This is a genomic window from Enterobacter sp. 01-M-03-SI-ECC (genome assembly GCF_047530215.1).
Classification (GTDB): Bacteria; Pseudomonadota; Gammaproteobacteria; order Enterobacterales; family Enterobacteriaceae; genus Enterobacter; species Enterobacter chengduensis.
In genome coordinates this window covers 64,763-81,227 of record NZ_JBLKDA010000005.1, presented here as the reverse complement: position 1 = coordinate 81,227, position 16,465 = coordinate 64,763, and the positions used below count along the sequence as shown (strand labels likewise).

The following is a 16,465-nucleotide window of genomic DNA, read 5'->3' as shown; positions in this document are numbered from 1 at the left end:
AGAGAGGATGTGAGGACGGGGGTCTGAACTATTCATGCCAATTGTAGATATGTCACCCACATTAAAATTTCTGGGATAAATGATTACGTTTACCTTAACAGACTGCAGGGCCTCTTAACACCCTAAGAGGCCAACGCAATGTAAAACTTAGTGTATTGCTTCCTGGCGATGGTAGCCGCGCCACCATACAAGAAGGTTGAGCGCGGCGACGATGGCCCCAATCCCACACACGCCCGACCAGCCAGCATGCTGCCATGCCGATGCAGAAATTAATGAACCGGCTGCGCCCCCGATGAAGTAGCTGGTCATGTATCCGGCGGTGAGGCGGTTACGCGCCTCTGGCTTGACGCGATAGATGACGGTCTGGTTGGTAATGTGAACGCCCTGAACGGTGAGATCCAACACCAGGATACCGACGATCAGCGCCAGCACCGAGATGTGCCCATACCAGATTGCCCCCCAGGAGAGCAGGAGTAAAACCAGCCCTGCGGAGGTGGTCACGTGGGATTTGCCCTTGTCGGCCAGCCCGCCAGCGGGACGCGCGCCCAGTGCGCCAGCGGCACCTGCCAGACCGAACAGGCCAATCACCCCTTCGGAATAATTGAACGGCGGCGCGGCCAGCAGAAATGCCATCGACGTCCACAGAATGCTGAAGTTGGCGAAGGTGAAACAGCCCAGCAGGGCGCGGGTACGCAGAAGCTTATCCTGGGTGAACAGACTGAAAACGGAGGCCAGCAGCTGCGGGTAGTTCAGGTGATTTTCCTGCTTCACCTTTGGCAGCCCGCGCCACAGCGCCAGCGCCATCACCACCATCAGCACGCTCGCCACCCAGTAGACGGTGCGCCAGCCGCCGAGGCTTGCCAGCAGCCCTGCCACGGTTCGGGCCAGTAAAATCCCCAGCAGCAGGCCGCTCATGATGGTGCCCACCACCTTGCCGCGTTTTTCCGGGGAGGCGAGGGTCGCAGCGAGCGGCACCAGAATTTGCGCCACCACGGAGAACAGCCCCGTGAGCGCGGTACCGACGATCATCATCGTCAGCGACTGGCTGCTGGCGGTGATCAGCATCCCACCGGCGGCCAGCAGGGTCATGGAGACGATGAGCATTCGCCGTTCAAACATATCGCCGAGCGGCACCAGGAATAGCAGCCCGGCGGCATAGCCGAGCTGTGCTGCCGTCACGATGAAGCCAGCGGAGCTGGCGGAAAGGTTGAACGCGCGGGCGATGGTGTCGAGAAGCGGTTGCGCGTAATAGTTACTGGCGACCGCCAGACCCGTTGCCACGGACATTAAAAGGATGAGTGCGGGGCTAAGCCCCTGAGCTGTTTTTGTCATTTGTTTCAGGAATCGTTAGTTAAGTGATTATTTTTCCGGAAACAATAATAGCGAATGATTGTGAAGGGTGGGGGATTGTTGGGTGATGGATTGTGCGGTTTAGGTTGGGTGCGGTGTGATCCCCTTCACCCCGGTCCTCTCCGCTTGGGAGAGGATTAGGGTGAGGGGTAGGGTTTTGTTTTTTACTTCTGCGCCGCCAGCGCCTCTTTCACCCAGCCGTCAAACTGCTGCTGGTGGGCTTTGATCCAGCCGTCAACGTGGCCTTTAACATCCGCTTCAGACGATTTGCCCGCATGCATCATCGCATTCTGGGCATTGATGTCCGCCAGCGGCAGCTTCATCACCGAGAACAGCTTCGCCGCCGCCGGGTTTTTCTCCGCCCAGGCTTTGTTGGCCACGATATGCATCGTGTTCACCGGGAAGCCGTAGTTCATGCCGTTCGGCAGCCTGGTGTCGATATCCTTCTGCTCGCCCGGCAGGGAGGAGAACGGCACCTGCAGCCACACCACGTCTTTACCCGGCTTCAGCACGTCGCTCACCCAGTACGGCGTCCAGGTGTAGTAGATCACCGGTTTCCCCTCTTTGAAGCGGGCAATGGTGTCGGCCATCATCGCAGAATAGTTGCCGTGGCTCACGTCGACCGTTTTCGCCAGATCGAAGGCTTTGTTCTGGTGGTTAATCACCGCTTCACAGCCCCAGCCGGGCGAGCAGCCCATCATGTCGGCCTTGCCGTCACCGTTGGTGTCGAACAGTTTGGCGATCGCTGGATCTTTCAGCTGTTCAATGTTGGTGATGTGGTACTTGTCGGCGGTTTTCTTGTCGATCAGATACCCCTGCGCGGCGCCGGTCACGAAGGTGCCCTCGCGATAGAATTTCTTGTCGCCACCGGCGGCGGCATACATGTCGTCATGCAGCGGCTGCCAGTTGACGGCGGTAAAGGTGGCATCGCCGGAGGCAATCGAGGTGTAGCCGACGTTGTAATCCACTTCACTCGGCGTGTTGACCGTATAGCCCAGCTTCTCCAGCGCGCGGCTGACGAGCTGGGTCTGGAAGCTCTCTTCGGAAATGGTGCTCTGCACCGGCTGTACGGTAATGCCTTTTCCCGGCAGGTCTGCCGCAAACGTGCTGGTGGAGACAAGGGTGGCAAACGCTGTGGCAAAAAGTACGTTATGTCGCATCGTTGTTCCTTATTTTGTAAATGGGCGGGTGATTAACCCGACAGGGCCGGTGCTATACCAGCGACGGTTGCCGCGACTGCGTGAATCACGACCAACGGCCTGAGTCAGGCGGTCAAGAATAATGGCGAGGATCACAATCCCGACGCCGCCGACGGTAGCCAGCCCCATGTCGAGGCGGCCAATGCCGCGCAGCACCATCTGTCCCAGGCCGCCCACGGCGATCATCGAGGCAATTACCACCATCGAGAGCGCGAGCATCAGCGTCTGGTTAACGCCCGCCATAATGGTCGGCATCGCCAGCGGGAGCTGAACCTTAAACAGCATCTGGCGCGGGCTGGCACCGAACGACCGTGACGCTTCAATCAGATCCGCTGGCACCTGGTTAATCCCCAGAATGGTCAGACGGACGATCGGCGGCAGGGCGAAGATAATGGTCACCACCACGCCCGGCACGTTGCCGATGCCGAACAGCATCACGATAGGCACCAGATAGACGAACGCCGGGGTGGTCTGCATCGCATCCAGCAGCGGACGAATAATCTTCGCCGCCCGCGGGCTGCGCGCCAGCCAGATCCCCATCGGCAGGCCGATGACAATGCAGAAGAGCAGGGCGGTCAGCACCAGCGCCAGGGTGATCATCGCCTGCGACCAGGCGCCAATCGCGCCGATGGCAACCAGCGAAATCAGCGTGGCGACCCCCATTCCTGCGCTACCGAACTGCCAGGCGATCAGGGAGAAGAGGATAATCGCCACCGGCGCCGGCATGCCCAGCATCAGCTGCTGGAAGCCGTTGAGGATGTAATCCACCGGGATGCGTATCCCCTGGAAGACCGGACGGAAGTGCGTGACTACCCAGTCGATCCCCTCCGTGACCCAGCTGTCGAGCGGGATCAGCGTCTTGTGGAATGGATCCATAATGTTGAAATGCTCTGGCGCAGGCGCGGGAGCGCTGTTAAGCCAGTCAGCCGCGCCGCCGCCGTCGGCGGGGGCTGGCGTGGAACCCCACGCATCGGCGGATTGTGCAGCGCTGTCCGCTGCTTCGGTCGTGCCCCACGGGTTAGATTGATCGGTCATTGTTTGCCCCCTCGCGATCTAAAGCCTGCAGCAGCATCCGTTTTGAGATGATGCCGACGTACTGTTGCTCCTCACCCACGACCGGCACGGCGCACGGTGCCTGGCCGACGTGAGAGAGTAATTCGCTGAGCGGCGTTTCGGCGTCCACGGCAAGCGGAGCGTCAATTAGCGCCGCATCGATCCCCTGGTTTTCACCAAGCGCGGATTTCAGGGAGTCGATGGAGACAATGCCGACAAATCTATTGCCGCGTTCAACCAGATAACCGTATTCACGATCTTCGTCCTGCAGCAGCTTCAGCGCCGATCGCGGGCCAAAACCCGGCGTTTTACGGATGATGCCGTTTGGCGTTCGACGGGCAATATCTTTGGCGCTAAACACCTGACTAATATCCACGCCGCGGAAGAAGGTGCGCACATAATCATTCGCCGGATTATTGAGAATTTCATCCGGCGTGCCGACCTGCACCACTTCACCGTTTTGCATAATGGCAATACGGTCGCCAATACGCATGGCTTCATCCAGATCGTGGGAAATAAAGACAATCGTTCGCTGATGTTTAGCCTGTAATTTTACCAGCTCATCCTGCATCTCGGTGCGAATTAACGGATCGAGGGCGGAGAAGGCTTCATCCATTAATAAAATGTCGGGATTAATGGCTAATGCACGGGCTAATCCCACGCGCTGACGCATCCCGCCGGAAAGTTCATCCGGATAAGCATGCGCATAATTTTCCAGCCCGACCTGACGCAGTGCGTCAAGGGCTTTTTCCTGACGTTCCTGCGCGGGCGTGCCGGCTAATTCCATCCCGAAAGCGGTATTATCCAGCACCGTCATGTGCGGCATCAGCGCGAAGGACTGGAACACCATCGCAATCTTCTTTCTGCGCACCTCGCGAAGCTCGGCCTCTGATATTCTGGCGATATCCACGCCGTCAATCAGCACCTGTCCGCGGGTGGGTTCAATCAGGCGATTGAGAAGGCGAACCATAGTGGATTTACCCGAACCGGATAATCCCATGATGACAAAAATCTCGCCTTCTTCAATGGCCAGACTGGCGTCTTTAACGCCAAGCGATAGCCCGGTTTTTTCCAGAATTTGCTCTTTGGTAAGGCCTTTCTCAATATATTTGAATGCGCGCTGCGGATGCTCGCCAAATACTTTATAAAGATTTTTCACTTCTAATTTAATTGCCATGCAATAGGGTGTTTCCTGTTATTTGTTTATGCCAATATGATTACCATGGTAAATTGTTAACGGGCATAACCCTAACATACTGAGAATCTGAGACAACCCTGAGTCAGGCTGAGGCCGTAATTTTGACGCAAGCGAAACGGCTGAATTTCCCATGAATAAAGGGCTGAGGGCGGTTTGAATTTTTCTCAATTTTTTGCTGCTGCACTGGGGAATTTCGCCTGAACCGGAATGATTCAGGCGAATATGACGCGGAAATGACAGTGTAGTTGTTATGTAAATATTAGAGAGGAAATTGTTGGGTTTATATTAAATTAACAAACGTTAGCGTTCATCAAAAATCCCAATCTTCATCCTCGGTTTCTACCGCTTTGCCCATCACGTACGATGAACCCGATCCCGAGAAGAAATCGTGGTTTTCGTCAGCGTTAGGCGACAGCGCGGAGAGAATAGCCGGGTTCACCTCGGCCATCTCCGGCGGAAAAAGCGCGTCGTAACCCAGGTTCATCAGCGCCTTGTTGGCGTTGTAGCAGAGGAACGCTTTGACATCCTCTTCCCAGCCCGTTCCGGCATACAGTTCCTCGGTATAGCTCAGCTCGTTGTCGTACAGATCCATCAGCAAATCGAGCGCAAAGCCTTTAAGCTCCTCGCGCTTCGCCTGGTCCACTTTCTCCAGCCCTTTCTGATACTTATAGCCAATGTAGTATCCGTGCACCGCTTCATCCCGAATGATGAGGCGAATCAAATCGGCGGTGTTGGTGAGCTTGCCCCGGCTCGACCAGTACATGGGCAGCCAGAAGCCGGAATAGAAGAGGAAAGATTCCAGGAACACGCTGGCGATCTTCTTCTTCAGCGGCTCGTCGGCCCGGTAATACGCCAGCACCAGCTCCGCCTTTCTCTGAAGTGATTCGCTCGCTTCGCTCCAGGCGTAGGCCGCGTCCACGTCTTTGGTCTGGCACAGCGTGGAAAATATCGAGCTGTAGGAGCGGGCATGTACCGCCTCCATAAAGCTGATGTTCGACATCACCGCCTCTTCGTGCGGCGTCAGCGCGTCGCCCATCAGCGCCGGTGCGCCGACGGTATTCTGAATGGTGTCCAGCAGCGTCAGGCCGGTAAAGACGCGGATCGTCAGCTGCTGTTCGGCGTGGCCGAGCGTTTGCCAGGCCGGAATATCGTTGGAAAGCGGAACCTTTTCCGGCAGCCAGAAGTTGCTGGTCAGGCGGTTCCACACCTCCAGATCTTTGTCATCCTGGATTTTGTTCCAGTTAACGGCGCTCACGCGTGACAGTTTCATCCTTTCTCCTTACAGCGCGCAGGACACGCAGCCTTCAATTTCGGTGCCTTCCAGCGCAAGCTGGCGCAGGCGAATGTAGTAGAGCGTTTTGATGCCTTTCTTCCAGGCGTAGATCTGCGCTTTGTTGATATCCCGCGTGGTGGCGGTATCCGGGAAGAACAGCGTCAGCGACAGCCCCTGATCCACATGTTTTGTCGCCTCGGCGTAGGTATCGATGATTTTTTCCGGGCCGATCTCATACGCGTCCTGATACAGCGCCAGGTTTTCATTGGTCATAAACGGGGCAGGGTAGTAAACGCGTCCGGTTTTGCCTTCCTTACGAATTTCAATTTTCGACACGATCGGATGAATGCTCGACGTGGCATGGTTAATGTAGGAAATCGATCCGGTCGGCGGCACGGCCTGCAGGTTCTGGTTATAAATGCCGTAGCGCATCACGTCGTCACGCAGCTGCTGCCACATCTCGCGCGTCGGCAGGGTAATCCCCGCGCGGGCAAAGAGATCGCGCACTTTTTCGGTTTTCGGCTGCCAGTCGCCTTCCAGATACTGGCTGAAATAGGCCCCGCTGGCGTAGCGCGACTGTTCAAAACCCGCGAACCGCTGGCTGCGCTCGCGCGCCAGCATCATTGAGGTGTGCAGCGCGTGCCAGGTAATGGTGTAAAAATAGAGGTTGGTAAAATCCAGCCCTTCCGGACTGCCGTAGGCGATGCCTTCCCGCGCCAGATAGCCGTGCAGGTTCATCTGCCCCAGCCCGATGGCGTGCGATGCGGCGTTGCCCGCTTCAATAGACGGCACGCTGCGGATGTGGCTCATGTCCGACACCGCCGTCAGCCCGCGGATGGCGGTTTCCACCGTGCGGCCAAAGTCGGGTGAATCCATCGTGTGTGCGATATTCAGCGACCCGAGGTTGCAGGAGATATCTTTGCCGATATCCGCGTAGTCCAGGTTTTCGTCGTAGGCTGACGCGCTGTTGACCTGCAAAATCTCCGAGCACAGGTTGCTCATGTTGATGCGCCCGGCAATCGGGTTCGCGCGGTTTACCGTATCTTCATACATGATGTACGGATAGCCGGACTCAAACTGGATCTCCGCAAGCGTCTGGAAGAAATCGCGGGCGTTGATATATTTTTTGCGAATGCGATCGTCGGCCAGCAGCTCCTCGTAGCGCTCGCTGATGGCTACGTCGCCAAAGGCTTTACCGTAAATACGCTCAACGTCATACGGGGAGAAGAGCGCCATCCCGGCATTCTCTTTGGCCAGCTTAAAGGTGATATCCGGGATCACCACCCCCAGCGACAGGGTTTTGATACGGATTTTCTCGTCGGCATTTTCGCGTTTGGTATCGAGAAAACGCAGAATGTCCGGGTGGTGCGCGTGCAGGTAAACCGCCCCCGCTCCCTGACGCGCGCCAAGCTGGTTGGCATAGGAGAACGCATCCTCAAGCATTTTCATTACCGGGATCACGCCGGAGGACTGGTTTTCGATGCGCTTGATCGGCGCGCCCGCTTCGCGCAGGTTAGAGAGCAAAAACGCCACGCCGCCGCCGCGTTTGGAAAGCTGCAGCGCCGAGTTTACCGCGCGGCCAATCGACTCCATATTATCTTCGATACGCAGCAGGAAGCAGGAAACCAGCTCCCCGCGCTGGGCTTTGCCGCAGTTGAGGAAGGTGGGCGTGGCGGGCTGGAAGCGACCAGAGAGGATCTCGTCGCTGAGCTGCTCCGCCAGCGCTTCGTCGCCCTGCGCCAGCGTCAGCGCCACCATCACCACGCGATCTTCAAAGCTTTCCAGGTAGCGTTTACCGTCGAAGGTTTTCAGGGTGTAGCTGGTGTAGTACTTCCACGCGCCAAGAAACGTCTGGAAACGAAAGCCGCTGGCGTGCGCGCGTTCAAACAGCTTCACCACGAAGGTACGTTCGTAGCGGGTGAGCGTGCGCGCGTCGTAGTAACCCTCGTTCACGAGATAGTCGAGACGCTCATTCTGGTTTGCAAAAGCCACGCTGTTGGGCCGCACGTGGGCGGCAAAAAAGGCGTCCACCGCCTCCTTGTCTTTATCGAACTGAATGCGCCCCTCGCGATCGTAGAGGTTAAGCATTGCGTTGAGTGCGTGGTAATCCGGTGTCGCCTGAATCACCCGTTCTGCGGTTGTCGTTGCCAAAATTCGTTCACTCCTTTACGCACGTTTTCGACGTCCTGCTGTGTCCCCATCAGCTCAAAACGATAGAGATACGGCACGCCGCATTTTTGAGAGATGACGTCCCCGGCGCGGCCAAAAGCATCGCCGAAATTGCGATTCCCTGCCGCGATAACCCCGCGGATCAGCCCGCGATTGTGGGGATCGTTCAGAAAGCGGATCGCCTGGCGAGGCACGGCACCTGCCGTACCGCCACCGCCATAGCTGGGCACCACCAGAATGTAAGGCTCTTCTACCCGGATCCGCTCCCGCTCGTTAAGCGGAATGCGTACCGCAGGCAGCCCGACGCGCTCAATGAAGCGGAGCGTGTTTTCCGAGCTGCTGGAGAAGAAAACGAGTCTGCTCATGCCCGTGCGGCCTGTGCGGCGAGGCGGTTAATCATGTCCGGGCGAAAGCCGGACCAGCTTGTCTCCCCGGCAACCACCACGGGAAGCTGACGAAACCCTTGGGCGCGCAGGGTATCGGCGGCCTCGGGGACCTGGTCAATATTCACCATCTCAAACGCCACGCCGCGGCTCTCCATCGCCCGTTTGGTGGCGTGGCACTGAACACAATCGTTACGTGTGTAAATAATAATGCTCATGATTCGTATTTCCATTTAAAATGAGGGGGCGGCGCGAATCATCGCGTCAGGTTGTGTGTGTCTTGCTTATAGGGATACTAGATGTAGTTGCCTTAAGTTTCAACCATACAAGATATGGGAAATTCAGATTGATGTTGCCCTAGTGATGAGCTCAGCGGGGCAGGGCAGACTATGCGGGTTTTACAGGCGAGAAGGCAAAGAAAAGCCCCGGCGCCTGAGGCGGCCGGGGCTAAGAAGGTAAGCTTATTTACGCAGGCTAAGCAGGGCGCCGACGAAGATCCCGACCGCCGCGACCGTGCCCAGCGTGTAAAGCGGTTTTTCGCGCACGAAGCTGGTAGCGCAGCTGACCGCATCGCAGGCGGCCTGAGTGGTTCGCGTACGCCCGTTTAAACGCGCGCGGGTTTCACGGAGCAGAGACTGAGCCTTACGTTTTGCGGCATCCGCTTCGTCCTTCGCGTCACTTCCCCAGGACTTCAGCACCTCTTCCAGCGTGTCCGCTAATTGGCTGACATCATTACGAATATCCTGAGCGTCGTCATTAATATCGTTTCGGTTCGGTCTGTTAAACATACGATCCTCCGTAATTTTGTGTTCCCGTTCAGTTTAGTTCATAAATTTAATATCTGAAGCGCATCACGCGTTATCCGCCAGTTTATGGACTATTCTGAAAGCCCTGCTAATGCTGAATACTGTAAGGTTGCCGGGCAGGAAAAGATAACGAGGAAAAGATATGTATTTACGACCTGATGAGGTGGCACGCGTTCTTGAAAAAGAGGGATTCACCATGGACGAGGTGACATCAAAAGCGTATGGATATCGCCGCGGCGAGAATTATGTTTACGTTAATCGCGAAGCAAGAATGGGACGTACCGCGCTCATTATTCACCCGACGCTGAAAGACAGAAGTCTGTCATTTGCTGAGCCTGCCTCGGATATTAAAACCTGCGATCACTATCAGCAATTCCCGCTCTATTTAGGCGGGGAACGGCATGAGCATTATGGTATTCCGCATGGTTTCAGTTCGCGTATGGCGCTGGAACGGTTTTTGAAGGGACTGTTTGGCGACGTGCAGTAAATTCGCGACTGGCGTGCGCCAGTCGCTTCACATTACGCTTTTGCCTGGCCGTAGTGGCTGACCTTAAACAGGCGGCGGCAGTAGTCAAGGAAATAGCCGTATACCGCCCCCATCAGCATTGAAACCACAATATTCGAACTCACTGCCGCGGCGATCTGGTGCCAGTCCGCACCCACCGTCAGCAGAATGGCCACGTAAACCGGCGACTGGAACGTCACATACGCCAGAACGTCCGCCAGGTTTTTCACCCAGCCAGCGGGGCTGATACGACGCGCGAAACGCATAACCGCATCGCGATATAGCCCGTAAGGCCATGCAATAATAATATTGACCGGGATCGCCACCAGACGAGAAGAAAGTGACTGCTCGAAGGTCATTCCGGAGAGGAATATTTCGATCAGCATGTTCACAACGGAACAGTAGACAACCATCGCGAAAGTATCCGCCACGGCATGGCGAAGGCGTGATTGCGGTGAGAACATGTCTGAACTCCTTGAGAAGAACACAAAAAAGAAACGATTTTCCCGAAGCGACTAGTGCTTTAGGTTGGTTTGTTTGACGTGTATAGCGTATATCTCTGTGTTTGAACTAACAACTAGTGATTAATTTTTATTTAATCGCCTTTTGTCCACAAAATTCTCTAAATTTGGTTGTTTTTTGTTCGGTTCGTTATAATCTGTCTCGATTAAACTTTTTGACATAAAAATCAAATAGTTAAATTTTTGACGTTACGAGGAGAATCCTTCTGCCTGCCTGCGGCGAAGAATGCTGGAATTTGGATTAAAGTTGACCATTTATATTGATGTGATGATTGAATCTGTGAGGATCCCACAAGCAGCATGAGATAATATTAACGGTCCGAGTAAAGGCTATTCCCATTATTGTCTGAACGACCCTGCGGGTAGATATTTCAACGAAAATGAATTATTCTGGCGGCGATTTATCTATTTACCCTAAAGAAAAGGTTTTCAAATATATGTCTTTGACGTTACAGAATCTTAATAATATCCGAACTCTGCGCGCCATGGCCCGCGAATTAACCCTGGACGTTCTTGAGGAAATGCTGGAAAAGGTCAGGGTCGTTGCTGAAGAGAAACGGAGCGAGCAGGCGGAATTAGAGCAGCAGCGTGCTGAGCAGCAGGAGAAAATTAATGCCCTGCTGGAGCTGATGAAAGCCGATGGTATTTCACCGACCGACCTGCTGGGCTCCGAGCTGGCGCAGGCGGGTAAGCCCGCGAAAAAGCGTAAGCCGCGTGAAGCAAAATATCGCTTTATCGACCAGAACGGTGAAGAGAAAACGTGGACCGGCCAGGGCCGCACGCCGAAGCCGATTGCCAGCGCGCTGGCAAACGGGAAATCACTGGATGATTTTCTGATCTAAGGCGTTAACCGGGCGGAATATTCCGCCCGGCTGTCTGTTAGCAGACGCCGAAATCACCTTCTTCGGTATACGGCGCCACATCGGCCGCTTTCAGCGTATATTTCTCGCCCTGTTCATTACTCGCCTGAACCGCCACAATCGTATCACCGTTCACTTCGAGCACTTTCAGTTTCGGACCGCCTTTACGCGGTTGCACATAATCACCGACAGAAAACATATTACCTCCTCATCGTTTTAGCGATCTTCACCTTAGCCCACGCATGACGCCGGGTACAGTGACTTTCACCGATTACTGCTTATGAGGTACGACGGTTCCAGGGCATAACCTTAAGCAGTCTCGCCATGCCGCAAAAGCCCGTCATACCGGCGAACAGCAGCCCGGCTCCCACAAAACCGCTGAGCAGGAAAAAGCCGCTGGAGACGCTATAACCCAGCACCACGCCGCAGAGTATCAACAGCCCGGCGGCAATTTGCACCTGGCGCATCAGCGGCAGCGGCTGGGATCTGTCTTCGACGGTCGGCAGCCCGGCCTGCTTCCAGCCCTGAATACCACCTTCCACCACAAATGCCCGAGCGGGCGCGGCGGCCCGGGCAAGGCGGTCGGCATTGCCCGACGTCCGGGCGCCGGACTGGCAGTGAAAAATCACCGTTTCACCCGCCTGCGCGTTAAGAGCGCCGGATAGGGTTTCCAGCGGCACCAGCCTCGCGGCGGGAATATGCTCGCGGGCGTACTCGTCGCTATCGCGAATATCAATCAGTTTTGCGCCTTCAGCGATGCGGGCATTGGCCTCGCGCGGCGAAAGAAGGGGAAGTGACATGGGCGCTCCTTACGGGCAATAAAGGGTTTTCAGGGTGCTGATGAGCTGATGTACCGCATCGTTTTTAATGAAGTACAGAATGCGCTGCGCCTCGCGGGTGCTGTCGATAAGCCCTTCCTCACGCATGCGTGCCAGATGCTGCGAGGTAGCGGAAGGACTCAGCCCCGTGGCCCGCGCCAGGTCGCCCGCGCGGGTGCCGGGGGTCCCGCATAATGTGCAGAGGATCAGCAGCCGATGCGGGTTGCTCATGGCTTTCAACAGGGCGGCGGCCTGCTCGGCGCTGGCCTGGAGTTGTTCAAGTTCTGTCATGTTATTTTAGCACTCTCTTAATTAAGGTAATGCTAAATTAATCTCGCACTTTACACCAGCGTTAAAAGCGTAAAAGAGGGTAAATGGGACGGGTCTGAATGGCAGAAGCCGATAAGCTGGCTACGCTTACAGTCATTACATTTATTTATTTTCAACTGGTTAGCGTATACGGAGTGTTTATGGGTTTTTGGCGTGTTGTCTTTACGATTATTCTCCCTCCGCTGGGCGTGCTGCTCGGCAAGGGGTTTGGCTGGGCGTTTATCCTGAATATTATTCTGACCTTGCTGGGCTACATCCCCGGACTTATCCACGCGTTTTGGGTACAAACCAAAAGCTAAGCTCGCCTTAGCTGTCGGTCAGCATGCGCGAGTTCTGGCGCGTTTTGCAGGTCGGGTAAGGCGAGGCCGCCGCCCGACAATGCAGTATACTGCTATGCATATTCTTTAAGAGGGATCTGCCATGGCACAAAACATCTACGACAATCCGGCATTTTTCGAAGGCTACGCCCAGCTTCCGCGCTCGGTGCAGGGCCTGGACGGCGCGCCGGAGTGGCCCGCGCTGAAAAACATGCTGCCTGATTTAACCGGTAAATCGGTTGTCGATCTCGGCTGCGGCTACGGCTGGTTCTGCCGCGCCGCGCGTGAACTGGGCGCTTCTGACGTCACGGGCGTTGATATTGACGTCACGGGCGTTGATATTTCCGAAAAGATGCTTGCCCGGGCAGCAGAGCTTACCGCGGACCCACAGATCCGGTATCAGCGCAGCGATCTGGAGTCGCTCAGGCTCGACGAAAACAGCCTCGACCTTGTCTACAGCTCGCTTGCGCTGCACTACCTCCCGGAACTGAACACGCTATTCGCCAGCGTTCAGCGCGCGCTCAAACCCGGCGGCAGCCTGGTTTTTTCGATGGAGCACCCGATCTACACCTGCGCCACGCGTCAGGGCTGGCTGACCGACGATAAGGGCGAGCGGTTCTGGGGCGTGAATCACTATCAGGACGAAGGCAAGCGCGTCAGCAACTGGCTGGCGGACGGGGTAATTAAGTATCACCGCACGCTGGGCACTACGCTTAACGCGCTGATCAAGGCCGGGTTAACGATAAGCGACGTCAATGAGTGGGGACCCACGCAGGCGCAGGTCGATGCCTGGCCCGCGCTGGCTGAAGAGGCGGAGCGTCCGATGCTGGTGCTGATCGCCGCCCGCAAGGCTTAATACCCGACCTTATACACTCGCCCGCTCTGCACTCCTTCCACGCTGCGACGGTAGGCCTGGGCCACGGTTGCGGCGGGGACGCTCTCAAAGCCCGGGAAGAAGCCGTCGTACGCTTCAGCGGATTCCGTCAGGACCGTTGGGCTAATCAGGTTGATGCGGATCCCGCGAGGCAGTTCGCAGGCGGCGGCGCGAACGAACCCTTCCAGCGCGGCATTCACCGTGGTGGCATTCACCCCCTGCGCAATCGGCTCGTGCGCGACAATCCCGCTTATCAGCGTAATCGAGCCGCCTTCGTTGAGGTAGTGCTGGCCGGTCAGCGCCAGGCGCACCTGCCCCAGCAGCTTGTCCTGCAGGCCCTGGTTGAAGTCGCTGTCTTTCATGGTCGCGAGCGGGCCGAAGTGGAGGCCGCCGCTGGCGGACACAATGGCGTCCACCCTAACGATTTTCTCAAACAGCGCCTGCACGCTCGCCTGCGAGGTGATATCTACCCGGTAGTCGCCCTGCGTGCGGCCCACGCGAATGACCTCGTGGCGACGACTCAGCTCTTCCGCTACTGCCCGACCAACCGTACCGCTGGCACCAATAATGACGATTTTCATAGCCGACTCCTTATGTTGTGAGCCTTCATTCTTTAATAAATAAAAACGCAGATAAACTGGGCTAAAGTTAGAAGATTGCTAATCAGAGGTTTGGAATATGGATAAGCTTCGCGGCATGGAGACGTTTATCGCGGTGGTAGAGAGCGGCAGTTTTACCGGTGCGGCTGCACGGCTGGAGATGTCGGCGGTGATGGTGGGAAAGTACGTTGCGCTGCTGGAATCACAGCTCGGCACCCGCCTGCTGGAGCGTAACACGCGGCGTCAGAGCCTGACCGATGCCGGTCGCGTCTATTTTGAAGAGGCCAGACGGGTTCTGGAGCAGGTCTCCATTGCCGAAAACGCGGTTGAACGCCTGCGCGCCGCGCCCGCCGGAACCCTGCGCGTCACGGCGCCTACGTCATTTGGCGGCTGCGTCATTGCCCCGCTGACGGCAACCTTTTTACAGCGCTACCCGGAGGTACGCGTCGAGCTGGATCTCACTAACCGGATGGTCGATCTGGTGGAAGAGGGCGTCGATCTCGCCATCCGCATTGGCGACGTTGGCAATGACGATCTGGTGGCGAAATACCTGTGCCCCTACAACATGGTGATCTGCGCCGCGCCGGACTATTTAGCGCGCCACGGCACGCCGCAAACGCCTGCCGATCTGGTGGATCATCTCTGTCTTTCGCATACGGTGTGGACCGCGCGAAACGAGTGGCGGCTGCCGGGTCAGGAAGGGGAGGTGCGCTGGAAACGCGATGCCGTATTACGGTGTAACGACGGCTACGGGCTGCGGATGGCGGCAAGAGCCGGGGCGGGATTACTGCTGCAGCCGGAAGTGCTGGTGGCGGAAGAACTGGCAAGCGGCAGGCTGATTCGGGTGCTCGAACCGTTCACCCCCGCGCCGAGGCCGGTGCATTTATTGTGGCGTCAGGATTTACGCCCCCTGCCCAAGCTGACGGAATTTATCGCCCATATTCTGCTAAGATTGAGCACACTATAAAAACAGAAGGTAAGCAAAGAATGTCCGTGAGTAAACTCGCCAGCAGCGCGCAGGGCCTGCAATCATCCGCCATCCGTGAATTATTAAAACATAGCAAAATGGCGGGTGTGATCTCGCTGGGGGGCGGTATCCCTAACCCTGACCTGTTCGATCGCGAAGGGCTGAAAATGGCGGCGGATGCCGTATTGTCTCAGCATTTTGGCGAGGCGTTTCAGTACGGCCTGACCGAAGGCGTCCCCGGGCTGCGGGAAGAGATCCAGCGGATTTGCGAGGGGCGAGGCATTCGCTGTAAGGCTGATGACGTGGTGGTGACCTCCGGTTCGCAGCAGTCCCTCGACGTGCTGGCGCGCGCGTTAATTAACCCCGGCGATATTGTCGTCGTCGAGCGTCCAACCTATCTTGCTGCCCTGCAGGTATTTGGCCTGGCGCAGGCGAATTTTGAATCCGTGGGCACCGACGGCGACGGCATGAAGATCGACGAACTCGAAGCGCTGGCGGCAAATAAGACGATTAAAGCGGTCTATATTGTCCCGACGTTTGGTAACCCGGGCGGCGTAACGCTGTCTGAAGCGCGCCGTAAACAGCTGGTGGAATTATCGAAGCGCTATGACTTCGTCATTATTGAAGACGATCCGTACAGCGAAATTAATTATACCGATGAGGTCTTCCGTCCGTTAATTGCCCATGCGAAAGACATCGGCAACGAAGAGAACGTGGTGTACACCTCAACCTTCTCTAAAATTCTCGCGCCGGGCACGCGCGTGGGCTGGGTGCTGGTGCCGGAATGGCTGAAGCGCGCGGTGGTTAACCTTAAGCAAACCACCGATCTGCACACCAGCACGCTGTCGCAGTTAATGACGTATGAGTACCTGAAAACCGGCCGTCTGGCGGCGCAGATCAAGACGATCCGCGAAGCTTATCGCCAGAAATACCAGACGTTTGCAACGGAACTTGAGGCCGAGCTGGGGGATGTGATGTCTTTCCATAAGCCGAAGGGCGGCATGTTCCTGTGGGCCAGAATGAATAATGGCATGAACACCACCCGCTGGCTGGAAAAAACGTTAAGTAACGGCGTAGTATTTGTGCCGGGCGAATTTTTCTATTGCAATGATCCAGACCACTCGACGCTGCGCATGTCGTTTGTCACGCCAACGGATGAAGCGCTGAAGGAAGCGGTTCAACGCCTGAAAAAATCGCTGTAAAAGACCTGCGCATAATGGCTTCTCTGCCGTTATGCGCAATA

The 16,465-nt window shown here is 56.3% G+C and carries 20 protein-coding genes; 6 read left to right on the top strand and 14 right to left on the bottom strand.

Translation table 11 applies throughout. The annotated features are described in order from the left end of the window. Window positions 1-147: 147 nt before the first annotated feature. The 9 genes from ACMWKK_RS06860 to ACMWKK_RS06820 all read right to left on the bottom strand — a co-directional run bounded on the left by ACMWKK_RS06860 (window position 148) and on the right by ACMWKK_RS06820 (window position 9,413). A complete protein-coding gene (locus tag ACMWKK_RS06860) occupies window positions 148-1,332 on the bottom strand; it encodes an MFS transporter (RefSeq protein ID WP_112780603.1) in 1,185 nt (394 codons plus the stop codon). A 182-nt stretch (window positions 1,333-1,514) separates the two neighbouring features. Beyond that, entirely contained in the window at window positions 1,515-2,510 is a 996-nt protein-coding gene (proX, locus tag ACMWKK_RS06855) for a glycine betaine/L-proline ABC transporter substrate-binding protein ProX (protein ID WP_045331073.1), read from the bottom strand. Between the two features lie 9 nt (window positions 2,511-2,519). Then, window positions 2,520-3,584, bottom strand: coding sequence for a glycine betaine/L-proline ABC transporter permease ProW (proW, locus tag ACMWKK_RS06850; RefSeq protein WP_045331074.1), 1,065 nt, complete (start codon window positions 3,582-3,584; stop codon window positions 2,520-2,522). Further along, window positions 3,568-4,779 carry a glycine betaine/L-proline ABC transporter ATP-binding protein ProV gene (gene proV, locus ACMWKK_RS06845; protein WP_045331076.1) on the bottom strand — a complete coding sequence of 404 codons (1,212 nt, stop codon included), beginning with the start codon at window positions 4,777-4,779 and terminating at the stop codon, window positions 3,568-3,570. The genes proW and proV overlap by 17 nt, the downstream gene beginning before the upstream one ends. A 331-nt stretch (window positions 4,780-5,110) precedes the next feature. Beyond that, window positions 5,111-6,070 (bottom strand): class 1b ribonucleoside-diphosphate reductase subunit beta, encoded by a 960-nt coding sequence (gene nrdF / locus ACMWKK_RS06840; protein ID WP_045331078.1) that lies wholly within the window; start codon window positions 6,068-6,070, stop codon window positions 5,111-5,113. A gap of 9 nt (window positions 6,071-6,079) precedes the next feature. Further along, window positions 6,080-8,224 (bottom strand): class 1b ribonucleoside-diphosphate reductase subunit alpha, encoded by a 2,145-nt coding sequence (gene nrdE, locus ACMWKK_RS06835; RefSeq protein WP_112780602.1) that lies wholly within the window; start codon window positions 8,222-8,224, stop codon window positions 6,080-6,082. Next, window positions 8,197-8,607, bottom strand: a complete 411-nt coding sequence (gene nrdI, locus ACMWKK_RS06830) for a class Ib ribonucleoside-diphosphate reductase assembly flavoprotein NrdI (protein ID WP_045331082.1) — start codon at window positions 8,605-8,607, stop codon at window positions 8,197-8,199. The genes nrdE and nrdI overlap by 28 nt, the downstream gene beginning before the upstream one ends. Beyond that, a complete protein-coding gene (gene nrdH / locus ACMWKK_RS06825; protein ID WP_045331084.1) occupies window positions 8,604-8,843 on the bottom strand; it encodes a glutaredoxin-like protein NrdH in 240 nt (79 codons plus the stop codon). The genes nrdI and nrdH overlap by 4 nt, the downstream gene beginning before the upstream one ends. 243 nt (window positions 8,844-9,086) lie before the next feature. Further along, the gene (locus ACMWKK_RS06820) at window positions 9,087-9,413 is read right to left on the bottom strand and encodes a DUF883 domain-containing protein (RefSeq protein ID WP_045331085.1); all 327 of its coding nucleotides are present in this window, start codon (window positions 9,411-9,413) and stop codon (window positions 9,087-9,089) included. Between the two features lie 160 nt (window positions 9,414-9,573). On the opposite strand from ACMWKK_RS06820, the gene ACMWKK_RS06815 reads away from it, so the two are divergent. Continuing rightward, window positions 9,574-9,918: a DUF2002 family protein gene (locus tag ACMWKK_RS06815; protein WP_023333165.1), complete on the top strand. Its 345-nt coding sequence runs from the start codon at window positions 9,574-9,576 to the stop codon at window positions 9,916-9,918. Window positions 9,919-9,950: 32 nt separating this feature from the next. Here the strand turns inward: ACMWKK_RS06815 and alaE are convergent, their stop codons facing one another. Then, window positions 9,951-10,400 carry an L-alanine exporter AlaE gene (gene alaE, locus ACMWKK_RS06810; RefSeq protein WP_045331087.1) on the bottom strand — a complete coding sequence of 150 codons (450 nt, stop codon included), beginning with the start codon at window positions 10,398-10,400 and terminating at the stop codon, window positions 9,951-9,953. A 494-nt stretch (window positions 10,401-10,894) separates the two neighbouring features. Between alaE and stpA the strand changes: the two genes are divergently transcribed. Continuing rightward, window positions 10,895-11,299 (top strand): DNA-binding protein StpA, encoded by a 405-nt coding sequence (stpA, locus tag ACMWKK_RS06805; protein WP_045331089.1) that lies wholly within the window; start codon window positions 10,895-10,897, stop codon window positions 11,297-11,299. A gap of 37 nt (window positions 11,300-11,336) precedes the next feature. Here the strand turns inward: stpA and ACMWKK_RS06800 are convergent, their stop codons facing one another. The 3 genes from ACMWKK_RS06800 to ACMWKK_RS06790 form a co-directional block, all read right to left on the bottom strand. Next, window positions 11,337-11,516 carry a hypothetical protein gene (locus ACMWKK_RS06800; RefSeq protein WP_045331090.1) on the bottom strand — a complete coding sequence of 60 codons (180 nt, stop codon included), beginning with the start codon at window positions 11,514-11,516 and terminating at the stop codon, window positions 11,337-11,339. A 79-nt stretch (window positions 11,517-11,595) separates the two neighbouring features. Beyond that, window positions 11,596-12,117, bottom strand: coding sequence for a rhodanese family protein (locus ACMWKK_RS06795; RefSeq protein WP_112780601.1), 522 nt, complete (start codon window positions 12,115-12,117; stop codon window positions 11,596-11,598). 9 nt (window positions 12,118-12,126) lie between these two features. Then, a complete protein-coding gene (locus ACMWKK_RS06790) occupies window positions 12,127-12,426 on the bottom strand; it encodes an ArsR/SmtB family transcription factor (protein WP_045331094.1) in 300 nt (99 codons plus the stop codon). 179 nt (window positions 12,427-12,605) lie between these two features. Between ACMWKK_RS06790 and ACMWKK_RS06785 the strand changes: the two genes are divergently transcribed. Next, window positions 12,606-12,764 (top strand): YqaE/Pmp3 family membrane protein, encoded by a 159-nt coding sequence (locus ACMWKK_RS06785; protein ID WP_032642954.1) that lies wholly within the window; start codon window positions 12,606-12,608, stop codon window positions 12,762-12,764. A gap of 121 nt (window positions 12,765-12,885) precedes the next feature. Continuing rightward, entirely contained in the window at window positions 12,886-13,638 is a 753-nt protein-coding gene (locus tag ACMWKK_RS06780; RefSeq protein WP_112780600.1) for a class I SAM-dependent methyltransferase, read from the top strand. Here the strand turns inward: ACMWKK_RS06780 and ACMWKK_RS06775 are convergent. Next, window positions 13,635-14,237 (bottom strand): short chain dehydrogenase, encoded by a 603-nt coding sequence (locus ACMWKK_RS06775; protein ID WP_112780599.1) that lies wholly within the window; start codon window positions 14,235-14,237, stop codon window positions 13,635-13,637. The two genes, ACMWKK_RS06780 and ACMWKK_RS06775, sit on opposite strands and share 4 nt — an antisense overlap. A gap of 97 nt (window positions 14,238-14,334) precedes the next feature. Between ACMWKK_RS06775 and ACMWKK_RS06770 the strand changes: the two genes are divergently transcribed. Next, window positions 14,335-15,222, top strand: a complete 888-nt coding sequence (locus tag ACMWKK_RS06770) for a LysR family transcriptional regulator (protein WP_112780598.1) — start codon at window positions 14,335-14,337, stop codon at window positions 15,220-15,222. Between the two features lie 20 nt (window positions 15,223-15,242). Then, window positions 15,243-16,424, top strand: coding sequence for a PLP-dependent aminotransferase family protein (locus ACMWKK_RS06765; RefSeq protein WP_112780597.1), 1,182 nt, complete (start codon window positions 15,243-15,245; stop codon window positions 16,422-16,424). The last annotated feature ends 41 nt before the right edge of the window (window positions 16,425-16,465 follow it).